The organism is Pseudomonas sp. FSL W5-0203 (genome assembly GCF_001896155.1).
Classification (GTDB): domain Bacteria; phylum Pseudomonadota; class Gammaproteobacteria; order Pseudomonadales; family Pseudomonadaceae; genus Aquipseudomonas; species Aquipseudomonas paracarnis.
Map to the genome: position 1 here is coordinate 39,594 of NZ_MPOR01000032.1, position 20,360 is coordinate 59,953.

The following is a 20,360-nucleotide window of genomic DNA, read 5'->3' on the forward strand; positions in this document are numbered from 1 at the left end:
AAAAAAGGTGCGTCATGCAGCCCTTCGTCATTGCTCCATCGATTCTCTCTGCCGACTTCGCCCGCCTGGGTGAGGAAGTGGACAAGGTGTTGGCCGCCGGTGCCGACTTCGTGCACTTCGATGTCATGGACAACCACTACGTACCCAACCTGACCATCGGCCCGATGGTGTGCGCCGCGTTGCGCAAGTACGGCATCACCGCGCCGATTGATGCGCACCTGATGGTCAGTCCGGTAGACCGTATCGTCGGTGACTTCATCGAGGCGGGTGCGACTTACATCACCTTCCACCCGGAAGCTACATTGCACGTTGACCGCACCTTGCAACTGATCCGCGAAGGCGGCTGCAAGGCGGGCCTGGTATTCAACCCGGCCACTCCGCTGAGCGTGCTTGAGTACGTGATGGACAAGGTCGACATGGTCTTGCTGATGAGCGTCAACCCAGGCTTCGGCGGGCAGAAGTTCATCCCTGGCACCTTGAACAAGCTGCGTGAGGCCCGTGCGCTGATTGATGCGTCGGGGCGTGACATTCGCCTGGAGATTGACGGCGGCGTTAACGTCAACAATATCCGTGAGATCGCCGCAGCGGGTGCCGATACCTTCGTGGCCGGCTCGGCGATTTTCAATGCCCCGGACTACCAGGCCGTCATTGACAAGATGCGTGCCGAACTGGCGCTGGCGCGTCCATGAGCGGTTTTGAGCAGTTGTTCCCCGGCAAATTGCCACGGCTGGTGATGTTCGATCTGGACGGTACCTTGATCGACTCGGTGCCCGACCTGGCGGCCGCGGTGGACCAGATGCTGCTCAAGCTGGGGCGCAAACCGGCAGGCATCGAGTCAGTGCGCAAGTGGGTCGGCAATGGCGCGCCGATGTTGGTGCGCCGGGCCCTGGCCAACGACATCGATGCCACGGGCGTGGATGAGGTCGAGGCAGAACATGCCTTGGAGCTGTTCAATGCCGCTTACGAAAGCAGCCACGAACTGACCGTGGTTTACCCCGGCGTGCGTGACACCCTCAAGTGGTTGAGCAAGCAGGGCGTGGAAATGGCCCTGATCACCAACAAGCCGGAGCGCTTCGTTGCGCCGTTGTTGGACCAGATGAAAATCGGGCGCTACTTCCGCTGGATCATCGGCGGCGATACCTTGCCGCAGAAAAAACCAGACCCTGCGGCCCTGTTTTTCGTAATGAAAATGGCCAATATTCCGGCGTCTCAGTCGCTGTTTGTCGGCGATTCGCGCAGTGATGTGTTGGCGGCTAAAGCGGCGGGCGTGCAGTGCGTGGCCTTGAGTTATGGTTACAACCATGGCCGGCCGATTGCGGAGGAGTCCCCCGCTCTGGTCATTGATGACCTGCGACTGCTAATCCCCGGTTGCTTGGGCGCGGGCGCTGAGATAACGTTGCCCGACATTGATTCGTCCCCTTCTGGAAATTCCATCGTGGTGGTCACTCGCAAACTCTGGATGAAAGTCATCAAGGCCCTGGCCCGCTGGCGTTGGCGCGCCTGACTGATCCAGGCCGCGTGTGCGGCACGTTTGCCTACCTGACTTGACCCTCACACCACGAGGCACCTCATGACCCGCGAAGAATTCCTGCGTTTGGCCGCTGCCGGCTACAACCGTATCCCCATGGCTTGCGAAACCCTGGCCGACTTCGATACGCCGCTGTCGATCTACCTGAAGCTGGCCGATGAGCCCAACTCTTACCTGCTTGAGTCGGTACAAGGCGGCGAGAAGTGGGGCCGTTACTCGATCATTGGCCTGCCATGCCGCACGGTGCTGCGGGTGCACGACCATCATGTGAGCATCACCCATGACGGCGTGGAGATCGAAAGCCATGACGTAGAAGACCCGCTGGCCTTTGTCGAAACCTTCAAGGCGCGCTACAACGTGCCGACCATTGCTGGCCTGCCGCGCTTCAATGGCGGTCTGGTGGGGTACTTCGGCTATGACTGCGTGCGCTATGTGGAAAAACGCCTGGGCAAATGCCCGAACCCGGACCCGCTGGGGGTGCCGGACATTTTGCTGATGGTGTCCGACGCGGTGGTGGTGTTCGACAACCTCGCCGGCAAGATGCATGCGATTGTCCTCGCCGACCCCGCCCAGGCTGATGCCTTCGAACAAGGCCAGGCCAACCTGGAAGCGTTGCTGGAAAAACTTCGCCAGCCGATCACCCCGCGTCGCGGCCTGGACCTCAGCCGCCCCCCGGCGGCCGACCCGGTGTTCCGCTCCAGCTTTACCCAGGATGACTACGAGCGCGCCGTCGATACCATCAAGGAATACATCCTTGCCGGTGACTGCATGCAAGTGGTGCCGTCGCAACGCATGTCCATCGACTTCAAGGCGGCGCCGATTGACCTGTACCGCGCACTGCGTTGCTTCAACCCGACGCCGTATATGTACTTCTTCAACTTCGGCGACTTCCACGTCGTGGGCAGTTCGCCGGAAGTGCTGGTGCGGGTTGAAGACAACCTGATCACCGTGCGCCCGATTGCCGGCACGCGCCCCCGTGGGGCGACCGAAGAAGCCGACGTGGCGCTGGAAGAAGACCTGCTCAGCGACGAAAAGGAAATTGCCGAACACCTGATGCTGATCGACCTGGGGCGCAACGACACCGGGCGTGTCTCGGAAATCGGCTCGGTGAAACTGACCGAGAAGATGGTCATCGAACGGTATTCCAATGTGATGCATATCGTGTCCAACGTCACCGGCGAGCTGAAGGCCGGGCTGACGGCGATGGACGCCCTGCGAGCGATTTTGCCGGCGGGCACATTGTCGGGGGCGCCGAAGATCCGTGCGATGGAAATTATCGACGAACTGGAGCCGGTCAAGCGTGGTGTCTACGGCGGCGCCGTCGGGTATTTTGCCTGGAACGGCAATATGGACACCGCCATTGCGATCCGCACGGCCGTGATCAAGGACGGCGAACTGCATGTGCAGGCGGGCGGCGGGATTGTGGCGGACTCGGTGCCGGCCCTTGAATGGGAAGAAACCCTCAACAAGCGTCGGGCGATGTTCCGTGCCGTGGCATTGGCAGAGCAAACTCCACAAGACTGAAGCTGGAATAAAAAATGTGGGAGCGGGCTTGCCCGCGACGACGGTGTGTCACTTGAGATATTCAGTGACTGATCCACCGCCATCGCAGGCAAGCCAGCTCCCACATTTATTTTGCGCAGTATTTAGAAATCCAGACTGACTCCGACATTGATGCCTTGCTGGGTCAAGTTGTCATCCTTTCTCACGTTATACGCCGCCCGCAACGCCAGGTCCTGAGTCAGCTTGTGGCTGACACCCAGGCTCAAGCGGTCAGAATTACTGCGAGGCGTATACCCGTCGAGCTTGAAGTCGATCCCCTGCACGCTGTTGAGCGAAATGTTCACCTTCTGGGTGTCATTTTCAAACTCATGCTCGTGGGCCACTTCGCCAAAAACCTGGGTTTGCGGCGTGATGCGGTAGCTGCCTTGCAGGCCGACGCCCAGGCGTTTGGAGTCGCGTTGTTGATCGTCAAAGGTCAGGGCGGTGGAGCGGCTGCTTTTCTCCGAGTAACCATTGACTTCAACCCGCGCGTAATCGGCGCTGATGAACGGCGAGAGGTGCCAGTCGCTGCCCGGCGCGGCGATGTCATACCCCACGCGGCCGCTCAGGGCCCAGAGCCAGCCATCGGTGTCACCTTTCTCCGAGCCTTCGCTGACACCCAGGGCAAACTTGCGTTTGAGGCTGTCAAAGTCCAGCTTGCCGCCGGTCAATGCTGCATCGGCCCACCAGTGGTTCTGCTGATACTGAGCGAATGCCGTGCCCATATAGCTGTTGAGCTTGTAGTCCGAATCATTGGCGCCGGCTTCGAGTGTCTGCCGATACAGGCCGGCGGCAACGCCCACGCGCCAGTTTTCATCGAGCCGGTAGCTGCCACCGATATTCAGGTTATAGCCGCTGCCGTCGCCACTGGCCGAGCTGCTCTGATCATCGAAATCCAGGCGTTGGCCGCCGCCGGCCACTATGGCGCGCCATTGGCCGACGGCTTGCCAGCTGCCGTTGTCTGCTTGCCATTGGTTACGCAACTCGTCCTGGTGGGCGCGCAATGTGCCTTGGGCCATTTCCGGCAGCAAGGTCAGTTCCCACGGCGCGGCGAGTAGCGAATAGGCGTAGTCGGCAATCAAGCGTTGCCCGGCCACGGTAGGGTGGACCGAGTCGTTGTAGATCAGCTTGGTTGGGTCCGGGTTGGTGCCGCCGATGCCATAGGTTGGGTTGGCGGTGCAACTGTTACCGCTGAAGCAGGTGCCCGTCAGGTTCTGCTCGGTGGCTAGGCCGAAGCGCGCTGGATCGGCGAAGGCCTCGTTCAACAGCAGCGGGATGTTCAGCGGGATAACCTGCGCATCCACTTGTGACAGACGCTGTACCAGGGACTGGTTGAAAATAGTGCTCAGGGCCGAAGTCGCTGCTTGCTGTGGGGTGCCGTTGATGGCCGGCGTCAGGCCCAGGTCGGGTAGCATCCACACCATAATGTAACGCGCGCCGGCTTGTTGCAGGGCCTGGGCGCTGTCCGCCAGCCTGCCGCCGGCGGCGACCGCTTGAGCGGGGCTGAGTACCCGGCCTTGCAGGAAGTCATTGCCGCCACCGGAAAGGAAGTAAAGTGCGTTCGGGTCGGCTCTCCCACCATTAGCCGGCAGATAGCCCTGCCGACTGCGCAACACAGTGCCGCCCCCGGGGTTGCCTGGGGGAATCGCAGCATTGGAGACTGAGGTAATGGACTCGAGGATATTGTCGGTACGGTAGCCACCCACTGCCCAGTTGTTGCCGTCTGGCAAACCCTGGGCTGCGCGAACCGGTGAGGTGGAAGCATTCAGGTCGTTGGGAGCGACGCCCAGTTTCGTGCCCAGCAGGGTCGATGAGACCAGGCCGTATTCACCCTGGAAGGTCGGCCCGGTTCGGTTGGTAAAGCGCAATGTGGCGCCGGCCGAACCGTCGGGAAACTGGCCTGCATCCGCCAGGCTGTCGCCGAAAACCACCATGGTTGAATAAGGTGACGGGGCTGCGAACGCCTGGGCGCAGGCCAATGACAGGAGGCAGCCGGCAAGGGGCGCGAAAAACGCTGGTCTGAGCATGCAAGATTCCATTGGGTTGTTTTTATGTCGGAAGTGAAACACTAGCAAAATTTCTGGCATTTTCTGTAGGGAAATCCGGAATCCACCTACGTTGCGTCCCCGTATTTGCGGCTCCATATTGCACCGCTGGCGAGCCTACGTTACTGTGCCTGAACGTATGAATGAGACCCTCCCCGTGTTGATCATCAGCAAACTCTTGATGCGAGTAGTCAAGGCACACGCCCGTTGGCGTTGGCGCGCCTGACATTTTTCTCTGCCGGCCTGGCCGGACCTGTACCGATTTGCCTTCTTCACCCGTTGTCTGACGCCCCTTGCCAACTCACCCTGGCAACCGGAACGTGCGTCTGGCAGCGGGTCACACGCTTGGAAGGCGGTCATTTGAAATCAGTGAATTCAAGAGGTTTGAACCCACATGTTGCTGATGATTGATAACTACGACTCCTTTACCTACAACGTTGTGCAGTACCTGGGCGAACTGGGTGCCGAGGTCAAGGTGGTGCGCAACGATGAACTTACCGTTGCTGAAATCGCTGCGCTGAACCCCGAGCGCATCGTGGTTTCGCCTGGCCCGTGCACGCCGACCGAGGCGGGCATCTCTCTGGAAGCTATCCAGTATTTCGCCGGCAAGCTGCCGATCCTGGGCGTCTGCCTGGGCCATCAGTCCATCGGCCAGGCGTTTGGCGGTGATGTGGTGCGCGCGCGCGAGGTCATGCACGGCAAGACCAGCCCGGTGTTCCATCGGGATTTGGGTGTATTCCATGGCTTGAACCTGCCGGTGACCGTGACCCGTTACCACTCTCTGGTGGTCAAGCGTGAAACCTTGCCCGAATGCCTGGAACTGACCGCCTGGACCCAGTTGGAAGACGGCTCGGTCGACGAGATCATGGGCCTGCGCCACAAGACACTGAACGTCGAAGGGGTGCAATTTCACCCTGAATCAATCCTGACCGAGCAGGGCTACGAGCTGTTCGCCAACTTTCTCAAGCAGAGCGGCGGCACGCGCTAAGGACTTTTCATGGATATCAAGACTGCCCTGAGCCGTATCGTCGGCCATCTGGACCTGAGCACCGCGGAAATGAGCGATGTGATGCGCGAGATCATGACCGGTCAATGCACCGATGCTCAGATCGGCGCTTTTATGATGGCGATGCGCATGAAGAGCGAAAGCATCGACGAAATCGTCGGTGCGGTGTCGGTGATGCGTGAGCTGGCGGATAAGGTCGAACTCAAGACCCTCGACGGCGTCGTCGATGTAGTGGGCACCGGCGGTGACGGTGCGAATATTTTCAACGTGTCGACCGCCTCATCCTTCGTGGTGGCCGCCGCTGGTTGCACCGTCGCCAAGCACGGGAACCGCGCGGTGTCTGGCAAGAGCGGCAGTGCCGACTTGCTGGAAGCTGCCGGTATTTACCTGAACCTCACGCCGGTGCAAGTAGCGCGCTGCATCGACAGCGTTGGCATTGGCTTCATGTTTGCTCAGTCCCATCACGGCGCGATGAAGCACGCTGCCGGCCCGCGCAAGGACCTTGGCCTGCGTACCCTGTTCAACATGCTCGGCCCGCTTACGAATCCGGCCGGTGTGAAGCATCAGGTGGTGGGCGTGTTCAGCCAGGCGCTGTGCCGGCCGCTGGCCGAAGTATTACAACGCTTGGGCAGCAAGCACGTGCTGGTGGTGCACTCCAAGGATGGCCTCGACGAATTCAGCCTGGCGGCGCCGACCTTCGTGGCGGAGCTGAAGAACGACGAGGTCACCGAATATTGGGTCGAGCCCGAAGACCTGGGTATGAAAAGCCAGAGCTTGCACGGCCTGGCGGTGGAAAGCCCGGCGGCTTCGTTGGAGTTGATTCGTGATGCTCTGGGGCGTCGCAAGACCGAAAACGGTCAGAAAGCTGCGGAAATGATTGTGCTCAACGCTGGCGCAGCACTTTACGCCGCCGACCATGCCTATAGTCTCAAGGAAGGTGTCGCCTTGGCCCACGATGCGCTGCACACCGGCCTGGCTCGTGAGAAGCTCGAAGAGCTGGGAGCATTCACCGCCGTATTCAAGATGGAGAATGAAGGATGAGTGTGCCAACCGTTCTGGAAAAGATCCTGGCCCGCAAGGCTGAAGAAGTGGCCGAGCGCCGCGCCCGCGTGGGCCTGGCCGAGTTGGAAGCCCAGGCGAAAAGCGCCGATGCGCCACGCGGCTTTGCCAATGCCTTGATCGCCCAGGCCAAGCTCAAGCAGCCGGCCGTGATCGCCGAGGTCAAGAAAGCCTCGCCGAGCAAGGGGGTGATTCGCGAGAACTTTGTACCCGCCGAGATCGCCGCCAGTTATGAGAAGGGTGGGGCGACTTGCCTGTCCGTACTGACGGATATCGACTACTTCCAAGGTTCAGACCTGTTTCTGCAACAGGCGCGCGCCGCGTGCAAGTTGCCGGTGATCCGCAAGGATTTCATGGTGGATCCGTACCAGATCGTTGAAGCCCGAGCCTTGGGTGCCGACTGCGTGTTGCTGATTGTCTCCGCATTGGATGACGTGAAGATGGCCGAGCTGGCGGCCGTGGCCAAAAGCGTCGGCCTGGACGTGCTGGTCGAAGTACACGACGGCGACGAACTGGAGCGCGCATTGAAGACCCTCGATACTCCGCTGGTGGGCGTCAACAACCGTAACCTGCATACCTTCGACGTCAGCCTGGAAACCACCCTCGACCTGCTGCCGCGTATCCCGCGTGATCGTCTGGTGATTACCGAGAGTGGCATCGTCAACCGCGCCGATGTGGAACTGATGGAAATCAGTGGCGTGTACTCGTTCCTGGTGGGCGAGACGTTTATGCGCGCAGAGAACCCGGGGGCGGAGCTGCAGCGCTTGTTCTTCCCGGAGCGCGGTACGACGATCAGCGGTTCGACACTAGACTGATTTGAAATACGCTCGGAACTGTAGGAGCTGGCTTGCCTGCGATAGCGGCGGGTCAGCCAACCTCTGTGTAGCTGACACACCGCTATCGCAGGCAAGCCAGCTCCCACATTGGTTTTGTGTTTATTCAGGTAGGTAGGTGTTCGATGCTCCAGCCCGTGATCATGACTGTCGAAGCAGGCCTTGCCGCCGAGCAAGACCTATTGGCAGCCGTTTGCGCGGGTGAGCAGGCATTCGGATTGCTGTTCTGGCAGCCCAGTGACCAAGCACTGGTCATGCCGCGCCGTTTGAGCCGGCTGCCGGCATTCGCGGTGGCGAGCCAGGTTTCGGCCGATGCGGGTTGGCCGGTATTGCTGCGTGAAACCGGTGGTGAGCCGGTGCCGCAGTCCGGCGCCACGGTCAATATCGCCCTGGTCTATGCCCCACCGCGCAGTGAAAGCGACCAGGGGCGCATCGAAACCGGCTATCAGCGCTTGTGCCAACCGATTTGTGATCTGTTGATCGAGTTGGGTGGCGATGCGTCCGTCGGCGAAATTGACGGTGCCTTTTGCGACGGCCGTTACAACGTCAACCTCAATGGCCGCAAAATGGTGGGCACTGCCCAGCGTTGGCGACAAAGCGGTGGCCGCCCGGTCGGGTTGGTGCACGGGGCGATGTTGCTGGAGAATGATCGTGAGCAATTGATTGCGGCGGTCAACCGCTTCAATCAAGCCTGCGGTTTGGAGCAGCGGGTTCGCGCCGATAGCCATATCGCACTGCACGAAGCGTTTACGGCGCCGGATGCGATCCGTCGGCTCGACACGTTGTACCGTCAGATGCTGGCTGGCTTCCTGCCGGTTTAACGGGTACCGAACACCACCATCGTCTTGCCTTTGACGTGCACCAAGTTGCGTTCTTCCAAGTCCTTGAGCACGCGGCCGACCATTTCTCGTGAACACCCGACAATACGTCCGATCTCCTGGCGCGTGACTTTGATCTGCATGCCGTCGGGATGGGTCATGGCATCGGGTTGCTTGCATAGGTCCAACAGGCAGCGAGCGACGCGGCCGGTGACATCAAAGAACGCCAGGTCGCCGACTTTGCGGGTGGTGTCGCGCAGGCGCTGGGCGATCTGACCGCTCAGGGCGTACAAGATGTCCGGATCATGCTGGGCCAATTCGCGAAATTTTGCATAGCTGATTTCGGCCACTTCGCACTCAACTTTGGCTCGTACCCAAGCACTGCGTTCCTGCTCTTTGCCTGCTTGTTCAAACAAACCCAGCTCCCCGAAGAAGTCTCCGGCGTTGAGATAGGCAATGATCATCTCACGGCCATCCTCATCCTCGATCAGGATGGTGACTGAGCCCTTGATGATGAAAAACAGGGTTTCTGAGCGCTCGCCGGCGCAGATGATGTTGTGCTTGGCCGGATGACGTCGGCGCTGGCAATGCAGCAACAGCTTGTCGAGGTTCTTGATCTTGGGTGTGGGAGTAAGAGCAACCATGGTTGTATCCCGAAAAGACTGCGCGGTGTAGTTGGCGTTGTTTTTATCCAGCGGCATCTCATTGATATACGCTGTACAAGTCATGGCAATGCGCCATTCATTTGGCGCCAGCTTACCAGACACCTTCTGTCGCGATTAGCCAATTTAGCGGCAAACGCTGTCATTTATCGAATTTATGCAGAGCGCTGTTGTTTCAAGGCCCTGTGCTAAGCTGGCGACCCTTTTTTAGCAGTGGAGTCTGGGCGATGAAGGCACGCATCCAATGGGCGGGCGAAGCCATGTTCCTCGGTGAGTCGGGCAGCGGCCATGTGGTGGTCATGGACGGTCCGCCGGAAGCCGGCGGTCGTAACCTGGGTGTACGCCCCATGGAAATGTTGCTGCTGGGTGTGGGCGGTTGCAGCAATTTTGACGTGGTCAGCATCTTGAAGAAGTCCCGCCAGGCCGTAGAAAGCTGCGAAGCCTTCCTGGAAGCTGAACGCGCCACTGAAGACCCCAAGGTTTTTACCAAGATCCATATGCATTTCGTGGTCAAGGGCCGGGCGCTAAAAGAAGCCCAGGTCAAGCGTGCCATCGAGCTGTCGGCAGAGAAGTACTGCTCAGCATCGATCATGCTGGGGGCTGCGGGCGTGGTCATTACCCACGACTACGAAATCATCGAGCTGGGTTGATTGCAGCAGGCAAAAGAAAAGGGCGCTTCGGGCGCCCTTTTTTTCGGTTCAGATTCGATAAGTGCTTTTGGTCATGACCTTGGCCAACAGGCTCATGCCGAACCGTACCGGGGCTGGAAAGCGGAAGCCGCCCGCGTCCAGCGCGCTTTCTGCATGGTGCTCTTCGTCAATGCGCATCTGCTCAAGAATGGCCCGTGACTTTTCGTCTTCGGCCGGCAGTTGCTCCAGGTGTTCATCCAGGTGCTTGCACACCTGATGTTCTGTCGCGGCCACAAACCCCAGGCTGACTTTGTCACTGATCAGCCCGGCAGCCGCGCCGATACCAAACGACAAGCCATAAAACAGTGGGTTGAGCACGCTGGGATGGCTGCCCAACTGGCGGATGCGTTGTTCGCACCAGGCCAGGTGGTCGATCTCTTCCTCGGCCGCATGCTCCATCGCCACGCGCACTTGCGGCAACTTGGCGGTCAGCGCCTGGCCCTGGTACAGCGCCTGGGCACAGACTTCACCGGTATGGTTGATGCGCATCAGGCCTGCGACGTGACGGGTGTCGGTCTCGCTCAACTGTACATCCGGCTGCACGATGGCGGGCGATGGGCGGTAGGGCTGGCCACTGAACGGCAGCAGGGTGCGCATGGCCATGTCGGCTTGCAGCAACAGACGGTCAATCGGCGAGTAGTGACGTTGGGTAGTCATGCTGACCTCCGGGAAGAATCTCGGCGGCCAGTTTACCGCAAGAGAGCGTCCAGCGTTTGTGCTGAGTCAATTTGCCCTTGTGCACTCAGCCCGGTGGCCAGTTCATCTGGCGCTGACCCAGCACGTGCATATGGATGTGGTAAACGGTTTGCCCGCCGTCTTCATTGCAATTCATCACCACACGAAAGCCTTTTTCGCAGCCTTGTTCCACGGCCAGGCGTTGGGCGGTGAACAGGATATGGCCGGCCAGCGCCTTATCGTCCTCGGTCAGGTCGTTGAGGGTACGAATGGGTTTTTTCGGGATAACCAGGAAATGCACTGGTGCCTGGGGGGCGATATCGTGAAAAGCCAGGACTTGGTCATCTTCATAGATGATCTTCGCCGGTATTTCCCTGTTGATGATCTTGGTGAACAGAGTATCCACAGCTGTATCTCCATCGTGAAAAGTGAGGTAAGTGTACGTAGGCCGTCAGCGCGGGCAATAGGCCTTGTTGATGGCACCGGCAATTTTGCGGGTCAGCCAGCGGGGGCTCAGGCGTGGGCTGAACGTCAGCCAACGATTGCGGCGCCCGGGAATGATGATGGCCTTGTTCTTTTCCAGCGCCCGCACGGTGTAGAGCGCGACTTCTTCCGGGCTCATCAGTTGCTGGCTGCGGTCGAGTTTCGCCGTATCCATCTGCGCGGTGCCGAAGAATGCGGTGCGCGTAGGGCCAGGGCACAGCACTGAAACCTTGATGCCGCAGGTCTTCAATTCCTCGCGCAACCCTTCGGAGAAGTGCAGCACGTAGGCTTTGCTGGCGTAGTAGCTGCTCATCCACGGCCCAGGCTGGAAGGCCGCGACCGAAGCCACATTGAGGATTTGCCCGCCGCCATGCAGGGCCATGGCATTGCCCAGTGCGTGGCACATGCGGGTCAAGGCCAGGATGTTGACTTCGATGAGGTCCTGCTCGGTCATCCAGTCCTGGGCCAGGAACGGCCCGCTGGTGCCGATGCCGGCGCAGTTGACCAACAGGTCGATCTGTCGCTCACCCTCTTCGAGCTCCAGCAAAAAGCCGGACAAGCGCAGCGGCTCGCCCAAATCACAGGCGCGAAACAGTACCTCGACGCCGAAGCGTTGGGTCAATTCCAATGCAATGCTTTCCAACTGATCACGCTGGCGGGCCACCAGAATCAAGCTACGGCCACGCCGTGCCAAGGCTTCGGCCAATGCCAGGCCGATGCCACTGGAGGCGCCGGTGATCAGAGCGTAACGGGTCATGCCTTTCTCCATCGCAACGCCGCCGGCCCATGACAGTGCGTCACAGGCGGCGGGCGTTTCTTCACTGTTCTGGAGAGTCTACAGGTTCGGCTGCATCGTCAGCACTTTGCGCTGCGGCTTCGTCAACGATAGCGCTTTGATCGGCGTCTGCATCGGAGGTGATGGAGCTGCTTTCGTAGCTGCTGTCCATGTTGGCTTCAAGCTGGTCCAGGTAGCCGTTCATGCCCAGGGTGACGACGATGATGAGCATCAAGGGAATGAACGCCAGCCACAGCGAGGCCAGGATTTTCACCGCAGTGGAGTTGCGTGGTGGTGGCGCGCCGTATTGGTTGGCGCCCGTGTTGCCTGGCAATACCAGCAACAGCAGCGGGAAAACACTGTTAACCAGCGGAACCAGGTTGAGCAGGTACAGCCAGCCAGACCAGCCCAGGTCATGCAGGCGCTGCACGCCGATTTGCACGCTCACCACTACCAGTGCCACAAACAGCGCGAAACCCAGCAGTGAGCCAATAATGATGGCGATGGTTGGCGAGGCTGTCGCCACCGCGAAGCCCACCGTACTGATGATGCCCGCTGCCACCAACATCGCGACGGTCAGTGCCAGCGTCCAGGCCAGGTAGCGCAGGCGCCCGATGCGCCCGTGGATGGTGAAGACCTTGAGGGTTGCGAACTCCGGCAGGTCGTCGCCAACGGCAGCGCGTGGGGGAGCATAAGGTGAGGCGGCGGCGCGGTCAGCGGTTGACGAGCTTGTTTCGTGGGTTTCTGCCAGGCTGAATGCCACAGGTTGTTCGGCCTCGATGCGAGCGTCGACCCCGGCGTTGTGCAGTGCCGTGAGGTAAGTTTGCGCGTCGGGGTGGGACAGGTCGCGCTTGAGCGCGACGGGGCGGCCGGTGAAGAGCTTTTCGATCGCTTCAACATCGCTTTTGAATAACTCGGCGAGGTTCAGCTTGGCGGTGGTGCTTTCGACACCTGGGCGCAAGGCTCCGTCAAACACAATCTTGAAACGGCTGTCGCTCATGCGGGCATCCTTGTCACTTAATCAGGGAGAGTATGCAGGCCTTCCAATCGGCAGGCCTGCCAGTGGGTCAGCGTGGCCAGCGCAGTTGCGCGGCGTGCTCGCGTGCTTTGCGGTATTCGGCATCCAGGCGGGCAACGAGGTCATCCACACTGGGTACATCATTGATCTCACCGACGCCTTGGCCAGCAGACCATACAGTTTTCCACGCTTTGGCCTCATCGCTCAATGGCTTGAGCTTGGAACCGAAGTTGACTTCACCTTTGCCTTGAAGCGCAGCGAGGTCAAACCCGGCATTTTCCAGGCTCTGGCGCATGAAGCTGGCAGGTACGCCGGAGACCGCTGGAGTGTGCACGATGTCGGCGGCGCGCGATGTGAGCAGCATCTCCTTATACGCATCCGGTGCCTGGCTTTCGGTGGTGCCGATAAAGCGCGTGCCGAAATATGCCAGGTCTGCCCCCAGCACCTGGGCGGCGAGGATTTCGTGCCCATGGTTAAGGCAGCCCGCCAGCAGTAGGGTTTTGTCGAAGAACTGGCGAATTTCGGCAATCAGTGAAAAGGGGCTCCAGGTGCCAGCGTGGCCACCCGCACCAGCGGCGACGGCAATGAGGCCATCAACACCCGCTTCAGCGGCTTTCTCGGCATGGCGCCGGGTAGTGACGTCATGAAATACCAGGCCGCCGTAGCTATGAACCGCGTCCACCAACTCCTTTACCGCACCGAGACTGGTTATGACGATGGGCACCTTGTGCTCGACGCAGATCGCCAGGTCTGCCTCCAGGCGCGGGTTGCTGTTGTGCACGATCAGGTTCACGGCATAGGGCGCAGGGTTGTCCAACTGAGCCAGGCCCGCTTCGATTTCTTCCAGCCAGGCCTTGAAGCCACTGCTTTCGCGTTGGTTGAGCGCCGGGAAACTCCCAACTACCCCGTTGCGACAGCAGGCCAGGACCAGTTGCGGATTAGAGATCAGAAACATCGGCGCGGCCACCACGGGCAGGCGCAGACGTTGTTCCAGCAGAGCGGGCAGCGACATTGGAGGTTCCCCGAGTAATTGACGTTAGAACGGTTTGACCACGACCAAAATTACGATAGCCAGCAATATCAGAACCGGGACTTCATTGAACCAGCGATAAAAGACATGGCTGCGGGTGTTTTCGCCACGGGCGAAGCGCTTTACCTGTGCGCCGCACATGTGATGGTAGCCAATCAGCAGGACGACCAGGGTCAACTTGGCGTGGATCCAGGCGCCCGACTGGAAAATGCCGGGGTTGAGGGCCAGCATCCAGATGCCGAAGACCAGTGTGGCAACCATCGCAGGGCCCATGATGCCCCGGTACAACTTGCGCTCCATGATGCTGAAGCGTTCCTTGCTGACGGTGTCTTCGCTTTGGGCGTGGTAGACGAACAGGCGCGGCAGGTAGAACAGCCCGGCAAACCAGCAAACGATGCTGACGATATGGAAGGCTTTGACCCATAGATAGAGCATTTTAGTTATTCCCAGGTTCACGGTAGCGAAGATAGTAGTGGCTCATGCGCCCGTACGTCACGTTGACGGTTGTCGCAGGACGATACGGCCCCTATTATCGACGGCTTTCCAGTGGGTTCGTTGAGGGCAGGTTTATGGTCAAGGTCGGTATCGTCGGCGGCACGGGTTACACCGGTGTCGAATTGCTGCGTCTGTTGGCTCAGCATCCGCAAGCTGAGGTGGTGGTCATCACTTCCCGATCCGAAGCCGGGCTGGCCGTGGCTGATATGTACCCGAACCTGCGAGGCCACTATGACGGTCTGGCGTTCAGTGTGCCGGACACCAAAACCCTGGGTGCCTGCGACGTGGTGTTCTTCGCCACGCCTCACGGTGTCGCCCATGCTCTGGCCGGTGAGTTGCTGGCGGCCGGTACCAAGGTTATCGACTTGTCGGCAGACTTCCGCCTGCAAGACGCCGATGAGTGGGCCAAGTGGTACGGCCAGCCCCATGGTGCGCCGCAGCTGTTGGAAGAGGCGGTTTACGGCCTGCCGGAAGTCAATCGCGAGCAGATCAAGCAAGCACGCCTGATTGCGGTGCCGGGTTGCTATCCGACGGCGACGCAATTGGGCTTCCTGCCACTGCTGGAAGCTGGCCTGGCGGATGCGTCGCGGCTGATCGCCGACTGTAAGTCGGGCGTCAGTGGTGCGGGCCGTGGCGCAGCGGTCGGTTCTCTATACTCCGAAACGTCGGAAAGCATGAAAGCCTATGCGGTAAAAGGTCATCGTCACTTGCCGGAAATTCGCCAGGGCCTGCGCCGCGCTGCCGGCCAGGATGTGGGTCTGACCTTCGTGCCGCACCTGACGCCGATGATCCGCGGGATTCACTCCACGCTGTATGCGACTGTCACTGATCGCTCGGTAGACCTGCAGGCGTTGTTTGAAAAACGTTATGCCAATGAGCCGTTCGTCGATGTGATGCCGGCCGGCAGCCATCCGGAAACGCGCAGCGTGCGTGGTGCCAATGTGTGCCGTATTGCGGTGCATCGTCCGCAGGATGGCGACCTGGTGGTGGTGTTGTCGGTGATCGACAATTTGGTCAAGGGCGCTTCGGGCCAGGCGGTGCAGAACATGAATATCCTGTTCGGCCTGGACGAGAAGTTGGGCCTGTCCCACGCGGGGATGTTGCCTTAACGCGGGATCACCGTTGCGCAAAAGGCCCTTTGATCGGGCCTTTTGCATTTTTAATGGTCGCTGGGCGGATTGATATACCGTAACAATAGTTGACCGCTTTTCTAGGAGAAGCGGATAATACCCGCCATTACGCATATGGCGGCGCTACGCCGGGAGATTATCAGCATGAGCGTTGAGTCCTTCACCCCCACGGCTTTGCAATTCACCCACGGTGCTGCGCACAAGGTGAAGAGCCTGGTCGATGAAGAGGGTAATGATCGCTTGAAGCTGCGCGTATTCGTTACGGGCGGCGGTTGTTCAGGGTTTCAGTACGGTTTTACCTTCGATGAAGATGTGGCCGATGACGACACTATCGTTGAGCGCGAGGGTGTAAGCCTGGTCGTGGATCCGATGAGCTTCCAATACCTGGCAGGTGCCGAGGTGGATTATCAGGAAGGTCTGGAAGGCTCGCGTTTCGTGATCAAGAACCCTAATGCCACCACGACGTGTGGTTGCGGGTCTTCGTTCTCGATCTGATCGGTAGCAGATACAAAAACGCCGCTTGGCTTTTACGGGCCAAGCGGCGTTTTGCTGTCTGGGGTTCAGGCGGGGTAGATCGCGCCAAGCACTCGAAGCCCACGTGCGCCAGTGACGCTGGGACGATTGGCGGCAATGCCTTCAAGGCAGCAATGGGCCAGCCAGGCGAAGGCCATTGCCTCTACCCAGTCAGGGTCTACGCCATAGGCCGCTGTAGTGCTGACATGGGTAGAAGGCAGCAACGTTGTCAGCCTGCCCATCAGTGCCCCGTTATGGGCGCCGCCGCCGCAGATCAGCAAGGTTGTTGTGTCAGTCTGGGCGCTTTGCAGGGACTCGACGATGGTCAGGGCCGTCAGCTCCAGCAGGGTGGCCTGTACGTCTTGGGGTTCAAAGGTGGGCAAACGGCCAAGGTGCTGCTGCAGCCAGGCCAGGTTGAACACCTCTCGGCCCGTGCTTTTCGGGCCTTTGGTCATGAAGAACGGATCGCTGAGCAGCGTATTGAGCAGCTGGGGCTGGACCTTGCCGCTGGCCGCCCATTGCCCGTCCCGATCAAAGTGTTCTCCGCGCTGCAGGTGAATCCAGGCATCGAGCAGCACGTTCCCCGGGCCGCAGTCGAAACCGGCGACAGGCTTGCCCGTCTCGATCAGGCTGAGGTTGCTGAACCCGCCGACATTCAATACCGCGCGATTGCCCGTCTGCTCGCCGAACAAGGCTTCATGAAAGGCTGGAACCAAAGGAGCGCCTTGGCCGCCGGCAGCGACATCGCGGCTGCGGAAGTCGCTGACGACAGTGATGCCTGTCAGTTCGGTGAGTAGGGCAGGGTTGCCGATCTGAACGGTGAAGCCTCGGGCGGGTTCATGGCGAATCGTCTGGCCATGACTACCAATCGCCCGAATGTCCTGAGGCTTGAGGTTATGTTGCTCCAGCAAGGCGATGATCCCTTGTGCAGCGAGCGTCACCCATTGCTGCTGGGCAATTGCCGAACGGGCGATTTCATCCGGGCCGCTGGCGCATAGGCTCAGCAGTTCTGTGCGCAAGGCGTCGGGCATTGGGATATAGCGAGTGGCGATCAGATTGATCGCCGCGCTTTGTTCGATAAGGGCGATATCCAGGCCGTCGAGGCTGGTCCCGGACATCACACCGATATAGAGCGGCATACCTTAACGCTTCGCCGAAGCCAGCAAGGTGGAGCGCTCTTGATCCATCCGTGCCATCAGCGGCTGGCTCTGCTGCATGAAGCGCGCGCGTTCGGCCTTGGCAATCGGGTCAGCCATTGGGAGCTTCTGGCCCAGTGGGTCGACGTGTACGCCGTTGACCTGGAACTCATAGTGCAAGTGCGGGCCGGTGGAGAGGCCGGTGGTACCGATGTAACCGATCACTTGGCCCTGTTTCACGTTGCCGCCAGTCTTGACGCCCTTGGCAAAACCTTGCATGTGGCCGTACAGCGTGCGGTACGTGTTGCCGTGCTGGATGATCACCGTATTGCCGTAACCACCACGACGCCCCGCCAACAAGACCTTGCCGTCGCCTGCCGCTTTGATTGGCGTGCCACGCGGCGCGGCATAGTCGACACCCTTGTGCGCGCGAATTTTGTTCAGAATTGGATGCTTGCGGCCCATGGAGAAACGCGAGCTAATACGGGCAAAGTCAACGGGGGTACGGATGAAGGCCTTGCGCATGCTGTTGCCATCAGCTGTGTAGTAGCTGCTGTTGCCCTGTTTGTTGGTGTAGCGCACGGCGGTGTAGGTTTTGCCACGGTTGGTGAAGCGTGCAGACAGAATGTTGCCAGTGCCGACCACTTTTCCGTTGGCTACTTTCTGCTCGTAGATCACGTCGAATTCGTCGCCTTGACGGATGTCCTGAGCGAAGTCGATGTCGTAGCCAAATACGCTGGCCATGTCCATGGTCATGCTATGCGAGAGGCCCGCACGCGCGGCCGATTGCGACAGGGAGCTGTTGATCACGCCGTGTACGTAGGCGGAACGCATGACGGGTTTGGTGGTGATTCGGTTGAATGCGAAGCCTTTGGCGCCTTTGCTCAGGCTGATACTTTCCAGGTCACTGATGCTGGTATGCAGGTTGTTCAACTGGCCGTCTGGCGTCAGCTCAAATTCAAGCTTCTGGCCACGTTTGAGCTGAGTGAATTGCTTGGCTTGCTTATCGCTGGCGAGCACTTCATTTACAGCGGCGGCAGGCAACCCAACCTTTTCGAACAGGGTAGATAGTGTATCGCCTTTGCCCACGATGACTTCGCGATGCTGGGGATTCTTGGCTGCGGCTGCTGCAGGTGCTTCCTGGGCGGCTTGCTGGGTGTCTTCGGGAGTGCTTTCGATCTGTGCGAAAGGTGACTCAGTTGCAGTGTTTGTGGCTTGTTGAGCGTCGGAAGCGTCTTGATCTTGTGTCAGTTGTTCAACTGGGCTTTCCAGATCGAGGCTCAGGGATGTTCGTTTGGCTTCAACGTCACTGGAAGGGAATACCAACAGTGCCAGGCTGAGAAGGGCGGCGATACCACTTGCGGCGAGCAGGTGGGTCTTCGGGTAAAGCGGCGGCGCTTTAGACGGTTCAGTGGTCATAAGTAATTTTGACTTTGAAGATGAAATGGAAAAGATGAATGACATGATGAAGATGAAATAACTGTATAAAATATAACCAAATCATCTGTGGCGCAAGCTCGCGAACGCTGGGCTTGCTGAACGGTGTCCGTGCGCAGGGCAAAACTTGTAATTAGTCCCTGATCTTGTATGGTTGGTTCCCTTTTGAATCTGAGCCTTGCGGGTCTGTTATGAAGTCGGTTGAAGAGCAGCTAGCGCTGATAAAACGTGGTGCGGAAGAACTGTTGGTCGAGGCCGAGCTGATCGAAAAGCTCAAGCGTGGCCAACCCCTGCGTATCAAGGCTGGCTTTGATCCGACCGCGCCGGATCTGCACCTGGGTCATACCGTGCTTATTAATAAGCTGCGTCAGTTCCAGGAGTTGGGCCATCAGGTCATCTTCCTTATAGGTGACTTCACCGGGATGATCGGTGATCCAAGCGGCAAGAGCGCTACGCGCCCGCCGCTGACTCGCGAACAGGTGCTCGATAATGCCGAGACCTATAAGACCCAGGTATTCAAGATTCTTGACCCGGCCAAGACCGAGGTGGCGTTCAACTCCACCTGGATGGACAAAATGGGGCCGGCAGATTTCATTCGCCTGACGTCCCAGTACACTGTGGCGCGCATGCTCGAGCGCGATGACTTCGACAAGCGCTACTCGACCAATCAGCCAATCGCCATTCATGAGTTCCTTTACCCGCTGGTTCAAGGGTACGACTCGGTGGCGCTGCGTGCGGATGTCGAGCTGGGTGGCACCGATCAGAAGTTCAACCTGCTGATGGGGCGTGAATTGCAGCGCGCCTATGGTCAGGAGGCTCAGTGCATTCTGACCATGCCATTGCTGGAGGGCTTGGATGGCGTCAAGAAGATGTCCAAGTCCCTGGGTAACTATGTCGGTATCCAGGAAGCGCCGGGTGTGATGTACGGCAAGCTAGTATCTATTCCGGATGCGCTGATGTGGCGCTACTTCGAGCTGTTGAGCTTCCGCTCGATGGACGAGATCAATGGGCTGCGTGCGGATGTCGAGGCGGGCGCTAATCCTCGCGATGTGAAGATTAAGCTGGCTGAAGAAATCGTTGCGCGTTTCCATGGTGAGGAGGCTGCGGCCAGCGCTCACCGTGCGGCAGGTAATCGCATGAAAGATGGCGAGCTGCCTGACGATCTGCCCGAGATTGAGCTGACTGCTGCCGAGGCGATGCCGATTGCCGCTGTGCTTAATAAAGCTGGCCTGGTGAAGAATTCAGCGGTCGCGCGTGATCTTTTGGGGTCCGGCGGTGTGCGTATAGATGGTGAGATGGTTGATCGCACCTTTATATACGAGCTGGGCGCCACTCACGTTTGCCAGGCGGGCAAGAAGGCATTTGCGCGAATTACGCTCAAATCCGAATAAGTCTGAAATAGGTGTTGACGGCGAATTATATCTGTCTATAATTCGCCCCACTTCCGGCGCAGTCGAAACGGAAAACTCCTTGGTAAACAATGAGT

Annotated in this window: 21 protein-coding genes; 11 read left to right on the forward strand and 10 right to left on the reverse strand. The window is 59.3% G+C overall.

The window, feature by feature from the left end; all coding sequences use genetic code 11:
• Positions 1 to 14 precede the first annotated feature (14 nt).
• From rpe to trpE, 3 genes are all read left to right on the forward strand, one after another.
• A complete protein-coding gene (rpe, locus tag BOP96_RS22605; protein WP_003194703.1) occupies positions 15 to 689 on the forward strand; it encodes a ribulose-phosphate 3-epimerase in 675 nt (224 codons plus the stop codon).
• Complete coding sequence (locus BOP96_RS22610; RefSeq protein WP_014720172.1) at positions 686 to 1,504, forward strand: phosphoglycolate phosphatase; 819 nt, start codon at positions 686 to 688, stop codon at positions 1,502 to 1,504. Before rpe ends, BOP96_RS22610 begins: the two co-directional genes overlap by 4 nt.
• 66 nt (positions 1,505 to 1,570) lie before the next feature.
• Complete coding sequence (gene trpE, locus BOP96_RS22615; protein WP_019817793.1) at positions 1,571 to 3,052, forward strand: anthranilate synthase component I; 1,482 nt, start codon at positions 1,571 to 1,573, stop codon at positions 3,050 to 3,052.
• 122 nt (positions 3,053 to 3,174) lie between these two features.
• On the opposite strand, the gene estP is transcribed toward trpE, so the two are convergent.
• Positions 3,175 to 5,097: an esterase EstP gene (gene estP, locus BOP96_RS22620; RefSeq protein ID WP_073454086.1), complete on the reverse strand. Its 1,923-nt coding sequence runs from the start codon at positions 5,095 to 5,097 to the stop codon at positions 3,175 to 3,177.
• A 412-nt stretch (positions 5,098 to 5,509) separates the two neighbouring features.
• Between estP and BOP96_RS22625 the strand changes: the two genes are divergently transcribed.
• From BOP96_RS22625 to BOP96_RS22640, 4 genes are all read left to right on the forward strand, one after another.
• Positions 5,510 to 6,103, forward strand: a complete 594-nt coding sequence (locus BOP96_RS22625; protein WP_014720169.1) for an aminodeoxychorismate/anthranilate synthase component II — start codon at positions 5,510 to 5,512, stop codon at positions 6,101 to 6,103.
• Positions 6,104 to 6,112: 9 nt separating this feature from the next.
• Complete coding sequence (gene trpD / locus BOP96_RS22630) at positions 6,113 to 7,162, forward strand: anthranilate phosphoribosyltransferase (RefSeq protein WP_003194694.1); 1,050 nt, start codon at positions 6,113 to 6,115, stop codon at positions 7,160 to 7,162.
• On the forward strand, positions 7,159 to 7,995 hold the full coding sequence (trpC, locus tag BOP96_RS22635) for an indole-3-glycerol phosphate synthase TrpC (RefSeq protein WP_014720168.1): 837 nt from the start codon (positions 7,159 to 7,161) through the stop codon (positions 7,993 to 7,995). The genes trpD and trpC overlap by 4 nt, the downstream gene beginning before the upstream one ends.
• 143 nt (positions 7,996 to 8,138) lie before the next feature.
• A complete protein-coding gene (locus BOP96_RS22640) occupies positions 8,139 to 8,834 on the forward strand; it encodes a lipoate--protein ligase family protein (protein ID WP_014720167.1) in 696 nt (231 codons plus the stop codon).
• Here BOP96_RS22640 and crp read toward each other — a convergent pair.
• Positions 8,831 to 9,475 carry a cAMP-activated global transcriptional regulator CRP gene (crp, locus tag BOP96_RS22645; protein WP_014720166.1) on the reverse strand — a complete coding sequence of 215 codons (645 nt, stop codon included), beginning with the start codon at positions 9,473 to 9,475 and terminating at the stop codon, positions 8,831 to 8,833. The two genes, BOP96_RS22640 and crp, sit on opposite strands and share 4 nt — an antisense overlap.
• Before the next feature lie 245 nt (positions 9,476 to 9,720).
• Here crp and BOP96_RS22650 point away from each other — a divergent pair, with 245 nt between their 5' ends.
• Positions 9,721 to 10,143 (forward strand): OsmC family protein, encoded by a 423-nt coding sequence (locus BOP96_RS22650; RefSeq protein ID WP_003194686.1) that lies wholly within the window; start codon positions 9,721 to 9,723, stop codon positions 10,141 to 10,143.
• Between the two features lie 48 nt (positions 10,144 to 10,191).
• Here BOP96_RS22650 and coq7 read toward each other — a convergent pair whose 3' ends face one another.
• The 6 genes from coq7 to hemJ all read right to left on the reverse strand — a co-directional run bounded on the left by coq7 (position 10,192) and on the right by hemJ (position 14,598).
• Positions 10,192 to 10,839 carry a 2-polyprenyl-3-methyl-6-methoxy-1,4-benzoquinone monooxygenase gene (gene coq7 / locus BOP96_RS22655; protein ID WP_014720165.1) on the reverse strand — a complete coding sequence of 216 codons (648 nt, stop codon included), beginning with the start codon at positions 10,837 to 10,839 and terminating at the stop codon, positions 10,192 to 10,194.
• 85 nt (positions 10,840 to 10,924) lie between these two features.
• Positions 10,925 to 11,263: a histidine triad nucleotide-binding protein gene (locus BOP96_RS22660; RefSeq protein ID WP_003194682.1), complete on the reverse strand. Its 339-nt coding sequence runs from the start codon at positions 11,261 to 11,263 to the stop codon at positions 10,925 to 10,927.
• A gap of 45 nt (positions 11,264 to 11,308) precedes the next feature.
• A complete protein-coding gene (locus BOP96_RS22665; protein WP_003194680.1) occupies positions 11,309 to 12,097 on the reverse strand; it encodes an SDR family NAD(P)-dependent oxidoreductase in 789 nt (262 codons plus the stop codon).
• A gap of 61 nt (positions 12,098 to 12,158) precedes the next feature.
• Positions 12,159 to 13,115, reverse strand: a complete 957-nt coding sequence (locus BOP96_RS22670; protein WP_032903899.1) for a DUF805 domain-containing protein — start codon at positions 13,113 to 13,115, stop codon at positions 12,159 to 12,161.
• 67 nt (positions 13,116 to 13,182) lie between these two features.
• Positions 13,183 to 14,145, reverse strand: a complete 963-nt coding sequence (locus BOP96_RS22675) for an NAD(P)H-dependent flavin oxidoreductase (RefSeq protein WP_014720163.1) — start codon at positions 14,143 to 14,145, stop codon at positions 13,183 to 13,185.
• Between the two features lie 24 nt (positions 14,146 to 14,169).
• Positions 14,170 to 14,598, reverse strand: a complete 429-nt coding sequence (gene hemJ / locus BOP96_RS22680; RefSeq protein WP_003194674.1) for a protoporphyrinogen oxidase HemJ — start codon at positions 14,596 to 14,598, stop codon at positions 14,170 to 14,172.
• 134 nt (positions 14,599 to 14,732) lie between these two features.
• Between hemJ and argC the strand changes: the two genes are divergently transcribed.
• Both argC and erpA read left to right on the forward strand, forming a co-directional pair.
• On the forward strand, positions 14,733 to 15,767 hold the full coding sequence (gene argC / locus BOP96_RS22685; RefSeq protein WP_014720162.1) for an N-acetyl-gamma-glutamyl-phosphate reductase: 1,035 nt from the start codon (positions 14,733 to 14,735) through the stop codon (positions 15,765 to 15,767).
• Positions 15,768 to 15,932: 165 nt separating this feature from the next.
• Complete coding sequence (gene erpA / locus BOP96_RS22690; RefSeq protein WP_003176443.1) at positions 15,933 to 16,283, forward strand: iron-sulfur cluster insertion protein ErpA; 351 nt, start codon at positions 15,933 to 15,935, stop codon at positions 16,281 to 16,283.
• Positions 16,284 to 16,348: 65 nt separating this feature from the next.
• On the opposite strand, the gene BOP96_RS22695 is transcribed toward erpA, so the two are convergent.
• A complete protein-coding gene (locus BOP96_RS22695; RefSeq protein ID WP_038451714.1) occupies positions 16,349 to 17,440 on the reverse strand; it encodes an anhydro-N-acetylmuramic acid kinase in 1,092 nt (363 codons plus the stop codon).
• A gap of 3 nt (positions 17,441 to 17,443) precedes the next feature.
• Entirely contained in the window at positions 17,444 to 18,856 is a 1,413-nt protein-coding gene (locus BOP96_RS22700) for a peptidoglycan DD-metalloendopeptidase family protein (protein WP_014720159.1), read from the reverse strand.
• 209 nt (positions 18,857 to 19,065) lie between these two features.
• On the opposite strand from BOP96_RS22700, the gene tyrS reads away from it, so the two are divergent.
• Positions 19,066 to 20,265 carry a tyrosine--tRNA ligase gene (tyrS, locus tag BOP96_RS22705; RefSeq protein WP_073454088.1) on the forward strand — a complete coding sequence of 400 codons (1,200 nt, stop codon included), beginning with the start codon at positions 19,066 to 19,068 and terminating at the stop codon, positions 20,263 to 20,265.
• Positions 20,266 to 20,360: the final 95 nt, after the last annotated feature.

Excerpts from the sequence above, each read along its gene's own strand:
- rpe (WP_003194703.1), top strand. The coding sequence starts at position 15 with ATGCAGCCCTTCGTCATTGCTCCATCGATTCTCTCTGCCGACTTCGCC.
- BOP96_RS22610 (WP_014720172.1), top strand. The coding sequence starts at position 686 with ATGAGCGGTTTTGAGCAGTTGTTCCCCGGCAAATTGCCACGGCTGGTG.
- trpE (WP_019817793.1), top strand. The coding sequence starts at position 1,571 with ATGACCCGCGAAGAATTCCTGCGTTTGGCCGCTGCCGGCTACAACCGT.
- estP (WP_073454086.1), bottom strand. The coding sequence starts at position 5,097 with ATGCTCAGACCAGCGTTTTTCGCGCCCCTTGCCGGCTGCCTCCTGTCA.
- BOP96_RS22625 (WP_014720169.1), top strand. The coding sequence starts at position 5,510 with ATGTTGCTGATGATTGATAACTACGACTCCTTTACCTACAACGTTGTG.
- trpD (WP_003194694.1), top strand. The coding sequence starts at position 6,113 with ATGGATATCAAGACTGCCCTGAGCCGTATCGTCGGCCATCTGGACCTG.
- trpC (WP_014720168.1), top strand. The coding sequence starts at position 7,159 with ATGAGTGTGCCAACCGTTCTGGAAAAGATCCTGGCCCGCAAGGCTGAA.
- BOP96_RS22640 (WP_014720167.1), top strand. The coding sequence starts at position 8,139 with ATGCTCCAGCCCGTGATCATGACTGTCGAAGCAGGCCTTGCCGCCGAG.
- crp (WP_014720166.1), bottom strand. The coding sequence starts at position 9,475 with ATGGTTGCTCTTACTCCCACACCCAAGATCAAGAACCTCGACAAGCTG.
- BOP96_RS22650 (WP_003194686.1), top strand. The coding sequence starts at position 9,721 with ATGAAGGCACGCATCCAATGGGCGGGCGAAGCCATGTTCCTCGGTGAG.
- coq7 (WP_014720165.1), bottom strand. The coding sequence starts at position 10,839 with ATGACTACCCAACGTCACTACTCGCCGATTGACCGTCTGTTGCTGCAA.
- BOP96_RS22665 (WP_003194680.1), bottom strand. The coding sequence starts at position 12,097 with ATGACCCGTTACGCTCTGATCACCGGCGCCTCCAGTGGCATCGGCCTG.
- BOP96_RS22670 (WP_032903899.1), bottom strand. The coding sequence starts at position 13,115 with ATGAGCGACAGCCGTTTCAAGATTGTGTTTGACGGAGCCTTGCGCCCA.
- BOP96_RS22675 (WP_014720163.1), bottom strand. The coding sequence starts at position 14,145 with ATGTCGCTGCCCGCTCTGCTGGAACAACGTCTGCGCCTGCCCGTGGTG.
- hemJ (WP_003194674.1), bottom strand. The coding sequence starts at position 14,598 with ATGCTCTATCTATGGGTCAAAGCCTTCCATATCGTCAGCATCGTTTGC.
- argC (WP_014720162.1), top strand. The coding sequence starts at position 14,733 with ATGGTCAAGGTCGGTATCGTCGGCGGCACGGGTTACACCGGTGTCGAA.
- erpA (WP_003176443.1), top strand. The coding sequence starts at position 15,933 with ATGAGCGTTGAGTCCTTCACCCCCACGGCTTTGCAATTCACCCACGGT.
- BOP96_RS22695 (WP_038451714.1), bottom strand. The coding sequence starts at position 17,440 with ATGCCGCTCTATATCGGTGTGATGTCCGGGACCAGCCTCGACGGCCTG.
- BOP96_RS22700 (WP_014720159.1), bottom strand. The coding sequence starts at position 18,856 with ATGACCACTGAACCGTCTAAAGCGCCGCCGCTTTACCCGAAGACCCAC.
- tyrS (WP_073454088.1), top strand. The coding sequence starts at position 19,066 with ATGAAGTCGGTTGAAGAGCAGCTAGCGCTGATAAAACGTGGTGCGGAA.